Genomic DNA, 16,323 nt, shown 5'->3' with positions numbered 1-16,323 from the left:
CCTGGGTGCGTCGTGGAGGCGTAGTGCGGGCGGGGTTCGGGCCCGTCCGGGACAGGCCCGGAACGGGGGTGAGAAGAGGTGGATCGGCTCCCGCAGCGGCCTTGTCAGACTGCCCTCAGGTGCTTGTGAATGCTATCACAAGCGCTCCGAGGGCCTCCACCGCGGAAGCCACACGGTGAGCACGACACCCATGGCCGCGGTCGCGCCCACGACCGCCAGGGGGCGCAGGCCGTCCCAGATGACGAAGGACACCGACCCCAGGGCCACGATGGCCGCCCACAGGTAGAGGATCAGCACGGCTCGGCGGTGGCCGTGCCCGATGCGCAGCATGCGGTGGTGCAGGTGCATCGCGTCCGGCTGCCACGGCCGCTGGCCCGCACGGGTGCGACGTACGACGGCGAGGAGCATGTCGAGGAACGGCAGCAGCAGCACGGCCAGCGGTACGAGGATCGGCAGGAACGCAGCCGAGACCTCGTTGGCGCTGACCTGGCCGGGGTCGACGTTGCCGGTCAGGGTGATCGTCGCGGCCGAGAGCAGCAGGCCCAGGGTCAGCGCCCCCGAGTCACCCATGAACAGCCGTGCGGGATGGAAGTTGTGGGGCAGGAAGCCGGCACAGCACCCGACGAGGGCCGCGCAGATGAAGGTGGCGGTGGAGAAGACGTTGGCCGGCACGAACGACCTCGACACGAGGTAGCTGTAGATGAAGAAGGCGAACGCCGCGATGCCGACGACCCCGGCCGCGAGCCCGTCGAGGCCGTCGATGAAGTTGACGGCGTTGGTCGAGGCGATGACGACGAGCACCGTGAAGAGCACGAGCACCGGTGTCGGCAGGATCGTCGTCCCGAAGATCGGGAGCGAGAGCAGCTGCACCCCCGTGTAGGCCATCAGCCCCGCGGCGAGCATCTGCCCGGCCAGCTTGGTCAGCCAGTCGAGCTCCCGGATGTCGTCGAAGGCCCCGACGAGGCAGACGATCCCACCGGCCACGACGACGCCGATGATCTGCTTCGTGGAGAAGAGCGAGCCGAGGTACGGCAGCGCTCGCGCCACGAGGGCGGCCGCGACGAACCCGATGTAGATCCCCACTCCCCCGAGCCGCGGGATCGGCGTCTTGTGGACGTCGCGCTCGCGGACGGGGGTGAAGGCACCCGTCGCCACGGCCAGGCTCCGGACGAAGGGTGTGGCGAGGTACGTGACCGCTGCGGCCACGATGAGGACGAGGACGTACTCGTGCACCTACCGACCTTCGCTCGACGCCGACGTCGTGACGTGGGATGACTCAGCGAGGGTATGCCGGGAAGCGCGTCACGAGGTCGGTGACCTCCGCGCGGACCTGCTTGCTGACGGCGTGGTCGGGGTCGGCGTCACCCTGCGTGACGGCCTGGTGGATGAGCGTGGCGATCTGCTTCATCTCCTCCAGGCCCATGCCCTGCGTCGTCACGGACGGCGTGCCCACGCGGATGCCGGAGGCGATGTTGGGCTTCTGCGGGTCGAAGGGGATCGCGTTCTTGTTGAGCACGATGCCGGCAGCGTCGGCGCGCTCCTCGGCCTCCTTGCCCGTGACCCCGACACCCTGCAGGTCCAGGAGCGAGAGGTGCGTGTCGGTGCCGCCCGTCGTCGGGCGGATGCCGAGCTCGAGCAGGCTCGAGGCGAGCTGCTGGCTGTTGGCGATGACGTCCTTCGCGTACTGGGCGTACTCGGGGGTCGCGGCCTCCTTGAAGTTGACCGCCTTGGCCGCGATGGTGTGCATCTGGGGACCGCCCTGCATCATCGGGAAGATCGCCTTGTCCATGGCGGCCGCGTGCTCGGCCTTGCAGACGAGCGCGCCGGAGCGCGGGCCGCGGAGCACCTTGTGCGTCGTGAAGGTGACGACGTCGGCATACGGCACGGGCGAGGGGATGGCCTTGCCGGCGACGAGACCGATGAAGTGGGCGGCGTCGACCCAGAGGATCGCGCCGACCTCGTCGGCGATGGCGCGGAAGCGCTCGAAGTCGATGAGCCGCGGGATCGCGGAACCGCCGGCGCAGATGACCTTGGGGCGGTGCTCCTTGGCGAGCGCCTCCACCTGGTCGTAGTCGATGTCCTCGGAGGTGGCGTCGACGCCGTAGTGCACGGCGTTGAACCACTTGCCGGAGAAGGAGACCTTGGTGCCGTGGGTCAGGTGACCACCCATGGGCAGCGCCATGGCGAGGATCGTGTCTCCGGGAGACATGAACGCCCCGTAGACGGCCTGGTTGGCGCTCGCACCGGAGTGCGCCTGGACGTTGGCGTGGTCGGCGCCGAAGAGGGCCTTGGCACGCTCGATGGCGATGGTCTCGGCCTTGTCGACCTCGGAGCACCCGCCGTAGTAGCGACGCCCGGGGTAGCCCTCGGCGTACTTGTTCGACAGCGTCGAGCCCAGGGCGGTCAGCACGGCGGGCGAGCTGATGTTCTCGCTCGCGATCAGCTGCAGTCCGCCGCGGATGCGGTCGAGCTCGGACAGGAGCACGCCGGCGATGTCGGGGTCGAAGGACTTCAGGGCGCCGAAGTCGGAGCCGTAGAACGTGTCGTCAGCCATGTGGGTTCTCCGGGTGGGTCGGGAGTGGGGCGCGAGCGCGAGCCAACTCTAGGGGGTGGGGCTGGGACCGTCGGACGGCTGCTCGGGGGTGGAGACGTCGCGCCACTCCCCCACGGTGTCGGGGTCGTCTGCGACCGGGTCGGGTGCCGGCGCCTCGAGCTCGGGTTCCGGCTCGAGGGCCGCGTCGATGTCGTGCTGCGAGAGGGCGCCGACCCGCAGGGTCACGGGCGCCTCGCCCGTGCAGTCGACGATCGTCGAGGGCAGGCCCTCTCCGGCGGGGCCTGCGTCGAGATAGACCCCGACCGACTCGCCCAGCATGCCCTGCGCCTCGTCGACGGTGCGCGCCGCCGGGTCACCGGTGGTGTTGGCGCTCGTCACGGCCATCGGGCCGATGTCCCCGAGCAGCTCGAGGGTGATCTCGTGGTCGGGCACGCGCAGCGCGACCGTGCCGTTGGTCTCGCCGAGGTCCCAGTGCAGGGAGGTCTGCGCCTTGAGCACGAGGGTCAGCGGGCCGGGCCAGAACTTCTCCATGAGCCGCTGCGCGTAGTCGGGCACCGCGGTGGCGAGGCCCTGCGCCGTGCGCGCCGTCGGGATGAGGACCGGGGGCGGCATGTCACGCCCACGACCCTTGGCCGCCAGGACGGACGCGACGGCAGTGGCGTCGAAGGCGTCGCAGCCGATGCCGTAGACCGTGTCGGTCGGCAGGACGACGATCTCGCCGCGGCGGACGGCGGAGGCCGCGGCCGGGATGCCCTCGGCGCGGCCCTCGGGGTCGGTGCAGTCGTAGCGCTCGCTCACGGGGCCGAGCCTACTGGGCCACCAAGGCGGTGCCGCTGCCAGCCGGGACCTACGGCGCGTACCGCCGTCGTGGAGCTGGTCCCCTCGCCACTGCCCTCGCCGTGGTCATCGACATGGCCCTCGCCGTGTCGTCCAGCGCGCTCACAGGCACGGCCGGTAGGAATCGGCCCCACATCGCAGCAGAGTCGCACCGGATACGAGGAGGAACGAGATGGGTCCCATCAAGTCGTTGTGGGCCAGCGTGCAGGGCGACCCCGTCTTCATGCGCAAGGTCAACGGCTGGCTCGCCGTCTTCTGGATCGCCATGATCCCGATCTCGATGGTCTTCGGGTGGCTCAACTCCGTCGTGTACGTCTCCGCGCTCTCGCTGTGGGCCCTCGTGTCGGGCCACTGGTCGGCATGGCAGGCCGCCCGGGTGGAGGTCAAGCAGCAGGAGGAGGCCCAGCAGGCCCGGCAGCACGACGTGCCCGAGCAGGTCGTGGACCTGCTGATCCGCAAGACGGACATCGAGCCGGGCGCCGCGACCACGTAGGACACCCCGGCCAGAGCCAGGGCCGCCGCGAGGCGCTCGGCCCGCTGTGGTGCGGCCGACGCGTGTCCCGGGCGCCGCGGTGCGGGCGGCCATGACCGCCCGTCCCGCGGGCCCGGAGCCCTACGACGTCAGCGCACGATCTTGAAGTTGAAGGCCGACGTGCCGAGCGCGCCCATCAGCCGCAGCCACACCGGGAGCAGCATCTCGGTGCCGCGCGCCGTCGAGATGTCACCGAGGTCGATGACGTCCGTGTGCCCGAACGAGGTCAGCAGCTCGGTCACCGTCGCCTTGGCCGTCGCGTCGTTGCCCGAGACGAAGACGGTCGAGGCCTCGCCGAGGGTCGTCGGGTCGACCATGAGGTCGGCGTTGAGCGTGTTGAGAGCCTTGACGACGAGGGCGTCCGGGAACGCGCGCTGGACCTGCTCCCCCAGCGAGTCGGTGTCCTTGACGAACAGGGTGGGCGGGAAGCCGTTCGAGAAGTCGAGCGGGTTGGCGATGTCGATGACGACCTTGCCGGCGAGGTTCTCGGCGCCGGCCGCCTGCAGGGCCGGGAGGGCGCCGTGGCCGCTCGTGGCGTTGACGACGAGCTCGGCGCCGGCCGCGGCGTCGGCGAACGTGGTGAGGCGCACCGAGTCGTGCCCCGAGGCCCACGCGGCGAAGGGCGCGTTGCCCATGCCGTCCCGCTCGGTGCGCGAGATGGTGCCCTGCGGGTCGCGCGTGCCGAGCGTGACGTCGTGGCCGAGGGCGTCGAGCCGACCCGCGATGGCCTGACCGACCATGCCGGTGCCGAGGACTGCGATCTTCATGGTGTCTCCTGGTGCGGGCGAAGAGGTGGGGGCAGACAGATCTGTCTACCCCGTGGATCGGGACGCTAACAGACAGATCTGTCTATGTGCAAGGTATGCTCGACCCGAGCCGACACAGCCCCCGGCCGAGGCCGCGAGAGTCCCGAGGAGACGGATGTCCACCACCACGTCCACGCGCGCGAGCGCGGCGCGCGAGCGCATCGTCGAGACGGCCTTCTCCCTCTTCTACGCCCGCGGCATCCGCGCCGTGGGCGTCGACCTGATCATCGCCGAGTCGGGCGTGGCCAAGGCGACCTTCTACAAGCACTTCCCGTCCAAGGACGACCTCGTCGTGGCCTACCTCGACCGGGTCGACGACGTCTGGACGGCACAGCTGAAGCAGGCCGCCACGGCGGCGGGCGATGCACCGGCGGTCCAGCTCGTCGGCCTCTTCGACGCTCTCGGCACGGCGTGCCGACGCGACGGCTACCGCGGATGCGCGTTCATCAACGCTGCCGCCGAGTCGCAGCCGGGGACGCCGGTCCACGACCGCACCGTGGCGCACAAGACGGCAGTGCTGTCGTGGGTCAGCGACCTCGCCACGCAGGCGGGGGCCCGTGACCCGGGGGGGCTGGCCCGGTCGTTGACCCTGCTGCTCGACGGCGGTCTCGCGAGCGGCTCGCTCGACGCGAGCCCGGAGGCACCCCGTGTGGCGCGGGAGTGTGCCGACGCGCTCGTCAGCGCCGCGCTCGCCGGGCGACCGTCACCCGCGGCCGGCCGCTGAGGTCCGTACGGTCGCCCACCTCGACCCACTCCCCCGTCGCGGTGAGCCGCCGGGGCAGGCTCTCCCCCTGCGAGTCCGCGTGCTCCACGAGGACGAGTCCCCCCGGGCGGAGCAGGGTCGCGGCAACGCGCGCGACCGCGAGCGGTATCGCCAAGCCGTCGTCACTGCCGCCGTAGAGCGCGAGCTCGGGGTCGTGGTCGCGCACCTCCGGGTCGACCGGGACGGCGCCGACGGGGATGTAGGGCGGGTTGACGGTCACGACGTCGACGAGGCCGGACCAGTCCTCGAAGCACCGTCGCGTGGCGTCACCCTGCACGAGGTCGACCTCGACGCCGAGGCGGTCACGGTTGGCGACCGCCCAGGCGTGGGCGTCGGGCGAGATCTCGAGGCCGCGCACCTCCGCGCCCGGCCGCTCGACCTTGACCGACAGCGCGATCGCTCCGGACCCCGAGCACAGGTCGACGACCCGCACCGGGTGCTCGACGTGCACCCGGTCGTCGGCGCGCGCCGCGGCGACGCGGTCCACCTCGGCGAGCGCCAGCTCCACGAGCACCTCGGTCTCGGGACGCGGGACGAAGACCCCCGGGCCCACCGACAGGGTCAGCCGGCGGAAGTGGGCCCGACCGGTGAGGTGCTGGAGCGGGACGCGTCGGGCGCGCTCGTCGACGAGGGCGGCATACGACCCCGGGAGCGTCCGTCCGCCGAGCACCATGAGGCGACGCACCTCGGGGGCCTCCACGCCGAGGACGTGGGAGGCGAGCTCGACGGCATCGACGTCGGCCGAGGCGACGCCCGCCTCGCGCAGGCGGACCGTGGCCGCGCGCACGCCGTCGCGCAGGTCGGTCACGCCGTCGGTCAGGTCGTCGGTCACGCGCCGGCCCCGTCGTCGGCGAGAGCCGCGAGCTTGGCCGCCTCGTCGGCGTCGAGGGCCGACTGCACGACGGGGTCGAGGTCGCCGTCGAGCACGGAGTCGAGGTTGTAGGACTTGTAGCCCGTGCGGTGGTCGGAGATGCGGTTCTCGGGGAAGTTGTACGTGCGGATGCGTTCGGAGCGGTCGACGGTGCGGACCTGGGAGCGGCGCGCGGCGCTGGCCTCCGCGTCCGCCTCGTCCTTGGCCATCTGGTGCAGGCGGGCCCGGAGCACGCGCATCGCGGCCTCCTTGTTCTGCAGCTGCGACTTCTCGTTCTGGCACGACACGACCAGGCCCGAGGGCAGGTGGGTGATGCGCACGGCCGAGTCGGTCGTGTTGACGCTCTGGCCGCCGGGACCGCTGCTGCGGTAGACGTCGATGCGCAGGTCGTTGGGGTCGATGGTGACCTCGACCTCCTCGGCCTCGGGCATGACGAGCACGCCGGCGGCCGAGGTGTGGATGCGCCCCTGGCTCTCCGTCACGGGCACCCGCTGGACCCGGTGGACCCCGCCCTCGTACTTGAGGCGCGCCCACGGGCCCTCGCCCAGGCCCGGAGCGCCCTTGGCGCGCACCGAGACCCGGACGTCCTTGTAGCCGCCCAGGTCGCTCTCGGTGGCATCCTCGATCGCCGTGCGCCAGCCGCGCTGCTCGGCGTAGCGCAGGTACATCCGCAGCAGGTCACCGGCGAAGAGTGCCGACTCGTCACCGCCCTCGCCGGCCTTGACCTCGAGGATGACGTCGCGGTCGTCGTCGGGATCGCGCGGCACGAGCATGCGGCGCAGGTGCTCCTCGGCGGCGGCCAGGCGCACCTCGAGCGAGGGCACCTCCGCCGCGAACGACGCGTCGTCGGCCGCGAGCTCCTGCGCTGCGGCGAGGTCGTCACCTGCGGCGGTCCACTCACGAGCAGCGGCCACGGTGGGCGCCAGGGCGGCATACCGCTTGTTCAGCGTGCGCACGAGGTCCTGGTCACCGTGCACGGCCGGGTCGGCGAGCTGCAGCTCGAGCTCGGCGTACTCGTCGAGGATCGACTGGACGGAATCGAGCACGGCAGGCCCTTCGGCTCAGGGGACGGGGCGGGGTAATACGAACGCCGGCCCCCGACGACCGAAGTCGTGGGAGCCGGCGTGCGGGAGACCTACTTGGCGGCCTTCTTGCCGTAACGGGCCTCGAACCGGGCCACGCGGCCACCGGTGTCGAGGATCTTCTGCTTGCCCGTGTAGAACGGGTGGCACTGCGAGCACACGTCGGCAGAGATCTTGCCGGACGTCTCGGTGCTACGGGTGGTGAACGTGTTGCCACAGGTGCAGGTCACCGTGGTCTCGACGTACTCGGGGTGAAGGTCCTTCTTCAACGTGGTCTCCTAGATGTGGTCGGCCGGGTCGGTGTCATCGCTGCTCACGCTCGGGGAGCTGCTCTCCCGTGAACCGGTCCAGAGGAAGAGTGTGCCAGAAAGGCGCACCTCCTCCCAAACGCGCGGCTGCGCCTCCGCATTCCCTCCCGCAGCGGTACCCGGCGCGCATCCCGAGGTGCGTCCCGGGTGCATCGTCCCGGGTGCATCGTTCCGGGGCCGCGGGGTGTCTCCCTCCTCGACGGGCCGACCTCGCCGGCCGCACGACGAAGGGGTCGACCATGGGAGTCCTGGACCGGGAGGGTCGACGCCACGCCGCGGCCTGCGGTGCGATCGCCGTGCTGCTCGCCGCTGCAGCGTGCTCGGGCGCCGGCTGCTCCTTCGACGGCTGTCCCGACGTGTCTCCTGCCGAGGCCGGACACGTGACGGCCGCCGACCCCTCGGGCACCGTGCGCTGGACCGCCACCGTGGCCGACCTGCTCGCCGAGCCGGTGCGCCTGAGCAACGGGCACGCCGTCGTCGTCGGGTGCCACGCCACCCACGTCGTCGACGTCGCGATGGGGTCCGTCTCGACCCCGACGGGCCTCGCCGACGTGCTCGGCGTCGTGGACGGCTATGCCGTGGGGGCGCCGGCGGTGGGCGAGGCGGGGCTCGCCGCCGAGCGGCTCGACGGTGGCGCGGGCGCCTGGTCGTGGCAGGAGTCGCCGGTGGACTTGGACGCCGACCGGGCCTACCGCGCGTCGCTCGTCGCGACCTCGACCGGAGTCGTCGGCGTGCGCGGTCGGGCCCTCGTCGCCTGGTCGCCGGCCTCCGGCTCGTGGGTCTCCACCGAGGTCCCCCTGCCCGTGGGCGCGTGGCCACGGGAGCCGCTCGTGGGGTCGGACTCGACCCACGTCGTCGTCCCGGGGTCGGACGGGTCCGTGCTCGGGGTCGACCTCGCGAACCGGTCGGTGACCTGGCGTGTCCTGCCGACGCGACCGGACGCGCCCGCCGGGGTGCGCCTGCGCGACGCCGGTCGCGACGTCACGGTCGAGGTCTGGTACCCCCGGACGTCCGACGCAGCCGTCACCGGCGAGGCCGTCTGGGTCACCGAGCGCTGGTCGCTCGACGCCCGGACCGGCCGGCCGCGCTCGCCCCGCGTGACCAGCACCGGACCCCGGTCCGACCGGACGAGCCCGACACCCCACGCCCTGCTCGACCCGGTGACCGGCTGGACCGTGACGCCTCGGCTGCGGGAGCAGCCCCGCGGCGGCTGCTTCTGACTCAGCGGCGCGCGGCGACCGCCGCCGGCTGGGCGACGGGGAGCACCACCTGCATGGTCGTGCCCTCCCCCTCGACCGAGGCGATGACGAGCTCGCCGCCGTGGCCCTCGACGATGGCGCGCACGATGGCGAGGCCCAGTCCCGTGCCGGGGATCGCCGCGGCGGTCGCGTTGCCGGCGCGGAAGAACCGCTCCGACAACCGCGCGAGGTCGGCAGCCGGGATGCCGATCCCCGTGTCGTGCACCGAGATGATCGTCGACCCTCCCGACCGCTCGGCCGACAGCAGGACCTGACCGCCGGCCGGCGTGAACTTCACGGCGTTGGACCCGAGGTTGATCAGGGCCCGCTCCACCTGGCCGCGGTCGACCCTGACGAGGAGGTCGTCGGGGACGTCGGTGCAGACGAGCTCGACCCCGCCGGTGGCGGCGACCGGCTCCATCGTCTCGGTGACGGTGCGCAGGAGGTCACGCACGGCCACGTCCTCGGAGACCGACTGCAGACCGCTGATCTCGATCTTGTTGAGCACGAGGAGGTCCTCGATGAGCCCGCGCAGGCGGGTGGCGTTGCGGCCGATGATGTCGAGGGCCACGTGCTGCCCGTCGCTGACGTCGCCGAAGTCCCCGTCGACGAGCAGCTCGAGGTAGCCGCTGATGGAGGTGAGCGGCGTGCGCAGCTCGTGGCTCACCGTCGCCATGAAGTCGGTCTTCTGGCGGTCGAGCTCGGTCAGACGCCGGACCTGCTCGTCCTGCATCTGGGCCAGCCGCAGCGCGACGATGGACTGGGCCGCCATGGCGGAGCACTGCTGGGCGGCCTGGATCTCGTGGCGGTGCCAGCGCCGCGGGGCGCTGACCATCATCACCGACAGGATGCCCAGGCCCCGGCCACCGGTGCCGACCGGCAGCATGAGCAGCGACCGTGCGCCGGTGGCCCGGTGGAAGGCCCGGGCTCGCTCGTCGTCGTAGGCCCGGTGGGCGAGCAGGTCACCGAGGTCGAAGAAGCCGACGTCGCGGCGCAGCTCGTCGTTGACGGCACCGACCTGCTGCGCCAGCGACCTCGGAAGCGGCGGCAGGTCGGGCAGGTCGTCGGTGTGCCACTGGAGGCGGTCCTCGATGGTCTGGCCGTCGTCCGCGAGGGTGTAGAGCAGCACCCGGTCGGCACCGAGACCTGCGCCGAGCTTGGTCGCGACCCGCTGGAGGGCCTCGTGGACGTCGACGGCCGAGCGGACGGTGCGCCCGACGTCGAGCACGAGCTCCTGCATCTCGAGGACGGCGGCCTGCTGGTCGACGAGCCGCGCGTTCGCGCGCGTGAGGTCGTTGAAGTCGCGCGCCAGCATGCGGACCTCGAGGGCCCCCTCCTCCTGGTTGGCCATCGCGATGACGTCCTCCTCCGCCTGCCGGCGCACGACCTCGCGCAACCGGGCGAGCGGGCGACCGACGGCCCGGTCCATGCCGAAACCCGCGGCGACGAGCACGAGCAGCACCAGGGCCGCGACGACGATGATGACGCCGGACGTGACGGCCGTGGCCTCGCGCGAGTCGACCCTGGCGGCGTCGCGCTGGGTCTGGATGCTCGACCCCAGGGCGTCGTTGGCCGAACGGAAGGCGGCGTAGGCCGCGACTGCGCGGGCGCGGGCGGGCGCGGTCGCCGAGGCGCCCGGAGCCAGCCCCTGGAGCGAGGTGCGGGCGGCCTCGAACCAGGCGTCCACGGCTGAGCGCTCCTGGGCCACGAGCACCGCGTAGCGCGCCCGATCAGCGGCCGAGAGCTCCTCGCTCGTCGTCGCCGCGCTGACCCGCTCGAGCTCGGTGTCGACGGTCGGCTGGAGGCTGAGCGGGTCGAGCGCGGAAGGGACACCGGAGGCCAGCTGCCGCCACGCCCCCTCGGCCCGGGTCATGTCGAGCAGCACGCTGCTGTTGAACTCGCGTGCCGGGCCGAGCGCGAGCGTCAGGGCGCGAACCGCCGCCCCCTGCGAGTGGATCGTGGCCACGGAGACGATCGCCCCGACGGGCACGAGGATGACGAGGATGGTGATGAGCAGGCGGATCTGACTGCCCACCGAACGCCTCGAGACCACGGGGAGGCCGCCGCTCACGCCTGCTCCTCGTCGAAGCCCGTGCGGGTCATGACACCCCAGACGTGCTTCTTCCCGCGCAGGCTGGACCACCACCCCTCGAGGCGCCACCACACGGTGGCCTGGCGGTAGCCGATGTTCTCGAGGACGGAGGCGGCGATGGTCTGCCAGATGGCACGCCACCGGTCGTGCTTGTGGAAGGCCCACTCGTCGACGACCATCGCGGACAGCGTCACGAGCACGGCATACCCGTAGGCCAGGACGAGGAAGAGGATCGCGAAGGGCACGTTGACGACGCCGAGGAGCAGCGCGAGCGGCACGATGAGGATGCCGAAGAGCTCTAGCAGCGGGGCGATGAGCTCGAAGAGCCAGTAGTAGGGCAGGGCGAGCGAGCCGATGCGGCCGTACTTCGGGCGGAAGAGCATGGAGCGGTAGGCCCACAGGGTCTCCCACAGGCCGCGGTGCCAACGACGGCGCTGGTTGCGCAGGACCTTGGCGGTGATCGGGACCTCGGTCCACGAGACGGGCTCCGGGACGAACTCGATGCGGTAGTCGCGCCCCTCGTCGAGCAGCTTCTTGTGGATGCGCATGACGAGCTCGAAGTCCTCGCCGATGCTGTTGGGCTCGAGCCCACCCACCTCGACGACAACGTCGCGTCGGAAGAGCCCGAAGGCGCCGCTGATGAGGATGAGACCACCCAGACGCGACCAGCCGGTGCGGCCGAGGAGGAAGGCGCGGAGGTACTCGACGAGCTGGATGCGCGGCATCCACGTCTGCGGCATCTCGACCCGCACGATACGGCCCGAGACGACCCGGCTGCCGTTGACGGGGCGGATGGCCCCGCCCGTCGCCACCATGCGCGTCGGGTCGTCGGCGAAGGGGCGCGTCACGTGCAGCAGGCCGTCGGGCTCGAGGATGGAATCACCGTCGAGCATGGCCACGAGCGGCTCGTTCGCCGCGTTGACCCCGACGTTGAGCGCCTCGGTCTTGCCAGAGTTCTCCTTGCGGACCACGACGAGGCGGGTGCGGCCGTCGCGCGGCACCCAGATGCCGAGGACCTTGGCCCGGATCGGGATCTCGTGCGGCAGCTCGCGCGGCACCTGGACCAGGTCGAAGGCGGCCTCGAGGCGCGCGAAGGTCTCGTCACTGCTGCCGTCGTCGACGACGACGACCTCGTGCCGCGGGTAGCGCAGCGTGAGGAAGGACTTGACCGCCATGACGATCCCGGCCTCCTCGTTGTAGGCCGGGACGAGCAGTGACACCCCCGGGGCAAGGCCAGCGCCCTGCCAGGACACCGCCGTCGCGCGCCGACGCTGCTGCGCCCGGAACTCGAGGTAGGCCAGCGCGATGAGGAGCAGGAGGGAGGTGTTGATGAGGAGGAAGTAGATGATGACTGGCACGGCGGTGACGTCCATGCTCCACACGACGAGGGACCGCAGTCCCTCCGTGACGCCGTCCCAGCTCATGCAGACGCCCTCTGGAGGCTCACGAGCAGCCGCGCGGTGCGGACGGCGGGATCGTCCTCGTGCCCGGCGAGGGCGGCACTGCCCTCGGCGCCCATGGAGAGCAGGGCGGTCGCGGCCAGCTCTGCCAGACGGGGGTCGGAGTCGTCGAGGATCTCGGCCAGCGCCGGCACCGCTCGCGTGTCACCGAGCTCGCCCAGCGCGACGACGCAGGCCCGGCGCAGCGACAGCGGCTCGGTGTCGGCGGTGTGGCGCACGAGGGTGTCGGCGTCCTCTCCCCGTCCGAGCCGCCCGATGGCGGTCGCGCTCGTCTCCCGCACGGTGAGGTCCGGGTCGTCGCTCAGCAGACGACGCAGCTGGGGCAGCCCCAACGTGAAGCTGCGCTCGGCGCTGAGGTGGGCGGCGACCATGCGGGTGCGCGCGTTGTCGTCGGCCATGCCGTCGCGCAGCACCTCGGAGATGCCCACGCCCATCGACTGCAGGGCCTCGGCCGCGGTGGCGGCGGGCAGGCCACGCTCGGGCGCGCCGATCGCGGCCAGGACGGGACCTGCTGCGGCGGGGTCGCCGATGAGCCCGAGGGCGTAGGCGGCGCTGTTGCGGACCTCCACGGACTCGTCCCCCAGAGCGGTGACGAGGAGCGGGACGGTGTCCTTGGCCCGGGCGAGGCCGAGGAGCTGGGCAGCCCGCGCCCGTCGCACCGAGGACCGGCTCGTCAGGTCCTCGACCGCGGCGTCGACCGCCCCGTGGACCTCGAGGACGTGGACGAGCTGGTCGGCGGGGACGCCCCGGATCTTGCCGAGCATCTCGACGATGTTGCGGTCGAGGACGACGCGGGAGACGCCCGTGGCCCAGGTCAGCTGCTCGGCGGCCGCCCCGTCGTCGTCCTCACCCGACGCCACCGTGATGAGCGCGGAGCGCAGCGGGGACATCAGCATCTCGTCGCGCTGGTTGCGGCTGTGGCGCCTGGCCCGGACGGCGACGACCAGGATGACGAGCAGGACGCACGCGCCGAGGATGACCACCGTGGCGCCGACGAGCAGCGCCGCTCCGATGATCACGAGACCCTGGCGCTCATCGGGCCCTGGCGAGCATGCCGTTGACGCGGTGGAGCAGCTCCCGCGGGCTGAACGGCTTGATGACGTAGTCGTCCGCGCCCACCGCGAAGCCGGTGTCGACGTCGGAGTCGCGCGACTTGGCGCTGAGCAGCAGCACCGGCACGGAGGGGAACTCGCTCTCACGGATCTTGCGCAGGACGTCGATCCCCGACAGGCCGGGCATCATCACGTCGAGGACGGCCAGCTGGGGAGGGTTGGCCTCGAAGGCCTCCCACGCGCTGATGCCGTCCGGGACGGCCTCGACGGCATACCCAGCCTGGGTCAGCTTGAACTCGACGAGGTCGCGGATGTCGGCGTCGTCATCGGCCACGAGGACGCGGACGGGGCTGGCATCGGGTTCGCCGGCAGGCGCAGACATGGCACTCCATGATGAGGAACGGGTGATGAGCCCCATTTTATGGACATTTCACACCAATGCCGCGTGAAACGCCGAAAGGGGACGGCGCCACCTGGCGCCGTCCCCTCCCGCTGTGGTCCGTCAGGACTCGTCGCCGAGCCTGGAACCGCTCGTCGCCTGCACCTGGGTGAGGAACTCGTAGTTCGTCCGGGTCTTCTTGAGCCGGTCGATGAGCAGCTCGATGGCCTGCTGGGCGTCGAGACCCCCGAGCACCCGGCGCAGCTTCCACATGATCTTCAGCTCCTCGCTCGCGAGGAGGATCTCCTCGCGCCGCGTGCCCGAGCTGTTGATGTCGACCGCCGGGAAGATCCGGCGGTTGGCGAGGTCCCGGCTCAGGCGCAGCTCCATGTTGCCGGTGCCCTTGAACTCCTCGAAGATCACCTCGTCCATCTTCGAGCCGGTCTCGACGAGGGCCGTCGCGAGGATCGTCAGCGAGCCGCCGTTCTCGATGTTGCGCGCGGCGCCGAAGAACTTCTTCGGCGGGTAGAGCGCGGCCGAGTCGACACCGCCGGAGAGGATGCGCCCGCTCGCCGGCGCGGCGAGGTTGTAGGCGCGACCCAGCTTGGTGATCGAGTCGAGGAGCACGACGACGTCGTGACCGAGCTCGACGAGTCGCTTGGCGCGCTCGATGGCGAGCTCGGCGACGGTCGTGTGGTCCTCGGCCGGCCGGTCGAAGGTCGAGGAGATGACCTCGCCCTTGACGGCCCGCTGCATGTCGGTGACCTCCTCGGGACGCTCGTCGACGAGGACGACCATGAGGTGGCACTCGGGGTTGTTCGTCGTGATGGCGTTGGCGAGGGTCTGCATGATCATCGTCTTGCCGGCCTTGGCCGGGGCGACGATGAGGCCGCGCTGGCCCTTGCCGATCGGGGCGACGAGGTCGATGATGCGCGTCGTGAGCACGTTCGGCTCGGTCTCGAGCCGCAGCCGCTGCTGCGGGTAGAGCGGGGTGAGCTTGCCGAACTCGACACGCTTCGCGGCCTCCTCGGGCGTCTGCCCGTTGACCGTGTCGAGGCGCACGAGCGCGTTGAACTTCTGGCGGCCGACGTTGCCCGAGGGCTGCTCGCCGTCCCGCAGCGCCTTGACCGCGCCGGTGACGGCGTCACCCTTGCGCAGGCCGTTCGTCTTGACGATGCCGAGCGGCACGTAGACGTCGTTCGGGCCGGCGAGGTAGCCGGACGTGCGGACGAAGGCGTAGTTGTCGAGCACGTCGAGGATGCCGCCGACGGGCACGAGCACGTCGTCGTCACCGACCTGGAGGTCCTGGTCGTTCCAGTCCTGGCCACCCTCGCGGCCGCGGCCACGCTTGCGGTCCCGGCTGCGCTGGCGGTTGCGGCTGCGGCGGCTGCCACCGTCGTCGTCGTAGCCCGGCTGCTGGCCGCGGTTCTGGTCGTTCGCCTCGCCCTGCTGCTGACGGTCGTTCTGACGCTCGTTCTGACGGTCGTTCTGGCGCTCGTTCTGACGGTCCTGCTGGCGCGCCTGCTGACGGTCGTTCCGGTTGCCCTGCTGCCGGTCGGAGTGCTGGTCGCGGTCGCCCTGGCGCTCACCCTGCTGAGCCCGGCTGCCCGGCTGGCGCTCGTCCTGACGCCCACCCTGGTGGCGCTCGTCCTGACGGCCACCCTGCTGCCGCTCGTCCTGACGGCCACCCTGCTGAGCCCGATCGCGCTGGCGCCCGGCCCGGTCCTCGCCCTCGGGAGCCGACGGTTCGCGGCCCTCGGCACGCTGGCCGGTGGCGTTCTCCTGGTCCTCGTCCCGGGCGGCTCGCGCCTCGCGCGAACCCCGGGAGCCCCGCTCGGACCGCGGGGCACGCTCGGCGGTCGGGGCGTCGTTGCGCTCCGGGCCGGCTCCCGTTGTCGGTGCGGCGGCAGGTGCCTCGGTGGTGGCCTCGCTGGTGGCCTCGGTGGTGGTCTCCGGGGTGGCGGCGGAGCCCGCCGGGCGGCTGACCCGACGCGATGCGCGGGCCGGAGCGGCCTGGGCGGGAGCGGCCTCTCCAGAAGCGGTCGACGCCGCGGTCGCTGCCGGGGCGGTCGTGGCGGATGCAGCGCTCGCGGCCGGCGCGGACGAACCACCGGACTGGCGGGCCTTGATCGCCTCGACGAGGTCGCTCTTGCGCATCTTCGCCGTGCCGGTGATGCCCATCGACGACGCGACGCCCTTGAGCTCGTCCAGCTTCATGGCCGACAGGCCGGACAGCGGACGAGTGGTTGTTTCTGACACGAAGGATCCTTCCCCCTCGTTGGCGACCCGGGACATTCCAGCGGGCCGGACTTGGGCCAGGAGAGCTGGCCGTCTGAGATCCACGTCAGC

At 71.8% G+C, this 16,323-nt stretch carries 15 protein-coding genes; 3 read left to right on the top strand and 12 right to left on the bottom strand.

What is annotated here, in order from left to right; all coding sequences use genetic code 11:
• Nucleotides 1–135 precede the first annotated feature (135 nt).
• The 3 genes from TAE01_RS02645 to TAE01_RS02635 are packed head-to-tail and all read right to left on the bottom strand — an operon-like array spanning nt 136 to nt 3,352.
• The gene (locus TAE01_RS02645) at nt 136–1,233 is read right to left on the bottom strand and encodes a glycosyltransferase family 4 protein (RefSeq protein ID WP_147063146.1); all 1,098 of its coding nucleotides are present in this window, start codon (nt 1,231–1,233) and stop codon (nt 136–138) included.
• 43 nt (nt 1,234–1,276) lie between these two features.
• Nucleotides 1,277–2,554, bottom strand: a complete 1,278-nt coding sequence (gene glyA, locus TAE01_RS02640; protein WP_147063144.1) for a serine hydroxymethyltransferase — start codon at nt 2,552–2,554, stop codon at nt 1,277–1,279.
• A gap of 48 nt (nt 2,555–2,602) precedes the next feature.
• Nucleotides 2,603–3,352 carry an L-threonylcarbamoyladenylate synthase gene (locus TAE01_RS02635; RefSeq protein WP_147063142.1) on the bottom strand — a complete coding sequence of 250 codons (750 nt, stop codon included), beginning with the start codon at nt 3,350–3,352 and terminating at the stop codon, nt 2,603–2,605.
• Between the two features lie 211 nt (nt 3,353–3,563).
• Here TAE01_RS02635 and TAE01_RS02630 point away from each other — a divergent pair, with 211 nt between their 5' ends.
• The gene (locus tag TAE01_RS02630) at nt 3,564–3,884 is read left to right on the top strand and encodes a hypothetical protein (protein ID WP_147063140.1); all 321 of its coding nucleotides are present in this window, start codon (nt 3,564–3,566) and stop codon (nt 3,882–3,884) included.
• A gap of 128 nt (nt 3,885–4,012) precedes the next feature.
• Here the strand turns inward: TAE01_RS02630 and TAE01_RS02625 are convergent, their stop codons facing one another.
• Nucleotides 4,013–4,690: an NADPH-dependent F420 reductase gene (locus TAE01_RS02625; RefSeq protein WP_147063138.1), complete on the bottom strand. Its 678-nt coding sequence runs from the start codon at nt 4,688–4,690 to the stop codon at nt 4,013–4,015.
• 154 nt (nt 4,691–4,844) lie between these two features.
• On the opposite strand from TAE01_RS02625, the gene TAE01_RS02620 reads away from it, so the two are divergent.
• Nucleotides 4,845–5,453 (top strand): TetR/AcrR family transcriptional regulator, encoded by a 609-nt coding sequence (locus TAE01_RS02620; protein ID WP_147063136.1) that lies wholly within the window; start codon nt 4,845–4,847, stop codon nt 5,451–5,453.
• On the opposite strand, the gene prmC is transcribed toward TAE01_RS02620, so the two are convergent.
• The 3 genes from prmC to rpmE form a co-directional block, all read right to left on the bottom strand.
• The gene (prmC, locus tag TAE01_RS02615) at nt 5,407–6,324 is read right to left on the bottom strand and encodes a peptide chain release factor N(5)-glutamine methyltransferase (RefSeq protein ID WP_246111096.1); all 918 of its coding nucleotides are present in this window, start codon (nt 6,322–6,324) and stop codon (nt 5,407–5,409) included. The genes TAE01_RS02620 and prmC overlap by 47 nt on opposite strands.
• The gene (prfA, locus tag TAE01_RS02610; RefSeq protein WP_147063134.1) at nt 6,321–7,409 is read right to left on the bottom strand and encodes a peptide chain release factor 1; all 1,089 of its coding nucleotides are present in this window, start codon (nt 7,407–7,409) and stop codon (nt 6,321–6,323) included. The genes prmC and prfA overlap by 4 nt, the downstream gene beginning before the upstream one ends.
• A gap of 89 nt (nt 7,410–7,498) precedes the next feature.
• Nucleotides 7,499–7,714 (bottom strand): 50S ribosomal protein L31, encoded by a 216-nt coding sequence (gene rpmE, locus TAE01_RS02605; RefSeq protein WP_147063132.1) that lies wholly within the window; start codon nt 7,712–7,714, stop codon nt 7,499–7,501.
• Between the two features lie 278 nt (nt 7,715–7,992).
• Between rpmE and TAE01_RS02600 the strand changes: the two genes are divergently transcribed.
• Nucleotides 7,993–8,973: a hypothetical protein gene (locus tag TAE01_RS02600; RefSeq protein ID WP_147063131.1), complete on the top strand. Its 981-nt coding sequence runs from the start codon at nt 7,993–7,995 to the stop codon at nt 8,971–8,973.
• A 1-nt stretch (nt 8,974) separates the two neighbouring features.
• Here TAE01_RS02600 and TAE01_RS02595 read toward each other — a convergent pair whose 3' ends face one another.
• From TAE01_RS02595 to rho, 5 genes are all read right to left on the bottom strand, one after another.
• Nucleotides 8,975–11,062 (bottom strand): sensor histidine kinase, encoded by a 2,088-nt coding sequence (locus TAE01_RS02595; protein ID WP_147063129.1) that lies wholly within the window; start codon nt 11,060–11,062, stop codon nt 8,975–8,977.
• A complete protein-coding gene (locus tag TAE01_RS02590; protein ID WP_147063127.1) occupies nt 11,059–12,507 on the bottom strand; it encodes a glycosyltransferase family 2 protein in 1,449 nt (482 codons plus the stop codon). Before TAE01_RS02590 ends, TAE01_RS02595 begins: the two co-directional genes overlap by 4 nt.
• Nucleotides 12,504–13,562 carry a HEAT repeat domain-containing protein gene (locus TAE01_RS02585; protein WP_147063125.1) on the bottom strand — a complete coding sequence of 353 codons (1,059 nt, stop codon included), beginning with the start codon at nt 13,560–13,562 and terminating at the stop codon, nt 12,504–12,506. Before TAE01_RS02585 ends, TAE01_RS02590 begins: the two co-directional genes overlap by 4 nt.
• A gap of 13 nt (nt 13,563–13,575) precedes the next feature.
• Complete coding sequence (locus TAE01_RS02580) at nt 13,576–13,977, bottom strand: response regulator transcription factor (protein WP_147063123.1); 402 nt, start codon at nt 13,975–13,977, stop codon at nt 13,576–13,578.
• A gap of 120 nt (nt 13,978–14,097) precedes the next feature.
• The gene (gene rho, locus TAE01_RS02575) at nt 14,098–16,191 is read right to left on the bottom strand and encodes a transcription termination factor Rho (RefSeq protein ID WP_222594051.1); all 2,094 of its coding nucleotides are present in this window, start codon (nt 16,189–16,191) and stop codon (nt 14,098–14,100) included.
• Nucleotides 16,192–16,323 lie beyond the last annotated feature (132 nt).

Origin of the sequence: Terrabacter aerolatus (genome assembly GCF_007991735.1) — a bacterium.
Lineage (GTDB): Bacteria > Actinomycetota > Actinomycetes > Actinomycetales > Dermatophilaceae > Terrabacter > Terrabacter aerolatus.
Note: the sequence above shows the minus strand (reverse complement) of the source record. Positions and strands in the feature narration are given on the sequence as shown.